This is a genomic window from Acetatifactor sp. (assembly GCF_982438285.1).
Window position 1 is genome coordinate 1 of sequence record NZ_CEWDFQ010000427.1, and the last position, 2,217, is coordinate 2,217.

2 protein-coding genes are annotated in these 2,217 nt (G+C 46.6%); both read left to right on the top strand.

The annotated features are described in order from the left end of the window. Positions 1–216 precede the first annotated feature (216 nt). Positions 217–1,224, top strand: coding sequence for a LacI family DNA-binding transcriptional regulator (locus AC1WIP_RS14875; protein WP_481142563.1), 1,008 nt, complete (start codon positions 217–219; stop codon positions 1,222–1,224). Positions 1,225–1,300: 76 nt separating this feature from the next. Next, positions 1,301–2,217, top strand: a 917-nt coding sequence (gene uxaC, locus AC1WIP_RS14880) for a glucuronate isomerase (RefSeq protein ID WP_481142564.1), incomplete at its 3' end; no start/stop codon positions are given.

The following is a 2,217-nucleotide window of genomic DNA, read 5'->3' on the forward strand; positions in this document are numbered from 1 at the left end:
GCATAAGCTCTTAGAGATTACAACTCCTTTTGTAAGAGATTATGTAAGTACTTACATAATTAATTTTACTTCCAAAAAATATTTTCGTCAATAACTAAATGGAAAAAGCATCTTGAAAAAAAACACAGCTTTCGCTATAATCAAAATTGGCTTTATGAAACTGCTTACATTTTTCTTTCATGAAAAATATCACCATTACATCAAGGGGTTTTTCACATGACTATTTATGATATTTCTGAAAAAGCGGGGGTTTCCATTGCCACTGTTTCAAGGGTTTTGAACGGAAGCAGCAATGTCAGCGAAAAGACGAAAAAAAAGGTGCTGGACGTCATTAACAAGTATGAGTACACGCCCAATGCCTTTGCCAGGGGCCTTGGTTTAAACACCATGAAAACCATAGGCATCATGTGCGCCGACAGCTCTGACCTTTACCTGGCAAAAGCCATCTATTACATTGAGCAGAAGCTGCGGGCAAACGGCTATGACAGCATTCTTTGCTGCACCGGCTATCAGCTGGAGAATAAAATCAGCGCCTTAAACCTTTTGATCACCAAAAAGGTGGACGGCATTATATTGGTGGGCTCTAATTTCATTTATGAAAACGACGCCGACAATAAATATATTGCAGACGCCGCCGCACAGGTTCCTGTAATGCTTTTAAACGCGGCTTTGGATGCGCCCAATGTATACAGTGTGGTGTCTGACGATTACACCTCCATGTACGAGGCCGCTGCCCAGATGATCCGCTCCGGCGTAAGGGACATGATTTATTTTTATAACTCCAACTCCTACAGCGGCAAAAAAAAGCGGGCAGGCTTCCAGGCCGCCATGGAGGAAAACAAGCTCTTTGTGCCGGGCAGATCTCTGCAGTATTATCAGGGGTCCCACGAGGATATTCCAGCCATGGCAAAGCTTTTAAAGGAGCTTTCCGACAAGGGAATTTCCTTCCATGGCATTATTGCCGCCGACGATACGCTGGCGCTGGCCGCCGTGAAATACGCAAAGGCAAAGCACCTGAAAATTCCTGAGGAGCTTTCCATCATCGGCTACAATAACTCCATGCTGACAGAGTGCTGCGACCCGCCGCTTACCTCTATCGACAATAAGCTGGAAACTCTCTGCCAGCATTTGATTTCCACGCTTTTAGGAGTACTTTCCGGAAATGAGATGCCCAAAAAAACCATTTTTTCCGGGGAACTGGTAAAGCGGGGCACCACCCGCTGAGGTGTAGTGCACAATATAGGTTATTCATAAATTATTTATTAATAAAATTATTTTAACAAAAAATGGAGGAACAGAAATGAAAGCATTTATGGACAAGGATTTCCTGTTGGAAACAGAAACCGCAAAAAAGCTGTTTCATGACTATGCGGAGAAAACTCCCATACTGGATTATCACTGTCACATCAATCCCAGGGAAATCGCAGAGGACCGTCAGTTTGAGAACATAACCCAGGTATGGCTGGGCGGAGACCACTACAAGTGGCGTTTCATGCGCTCCTGTGGTGTGGATGAAAAATACATCACCGGCGACGCCTCCGACTACGAAAAATTCTGCAAATGGGCGGAATGCCTGGGGAAGGCCATCGGCAACCCGCTCTTCCACTGGAGCCATCTGGAGCTGCAGAGATATTTCGGCTACAACGGCGTGTTGAACAAAAATACCGCGGACGAGGTCTGGAAGCTGTGCAATGAAAAGCTGGCCCAGCCCTCCATGAGCGTGCGCAGCATCATCAAGCAAAGCAATGTGACCCTCATCTGTACTACGGACGACCCCATTGATTCTCTGGAGTGGCACAAGAAGCTGGCTGAGGATGACAGCTTTGACGTAAAGGTGCTGCCCGCCTGGAGACCGGATAAGGCCATGAATATTGAAAAGCCCGATTATCTGGATTATCTGGATAAGCTTACCGCCGCTGCCGGCATGAGCGAGATCAACACCTTTGCCGCCTTGAAGGAGGCCCTGAAAAACCGCATGGATTTCTTTGCTTCCATGGGCTGCAACGTATCCGACCACGCACTGGAATATGTAATGTATTATCCTGCCTCCGACGACGAGATCGAAACCATCTTTTTAAAGAGACAAAACAAGATGGTGCTCACCAAGGAGGAGGAGCTGAAATTCAAAACGGCCTTCATGCTCTTTGCGGGAAGAGAATACCACAAGCGCGACTGGGCAATGCAGCTTCACTACGGCTGCAAGCGCGACAACAATAC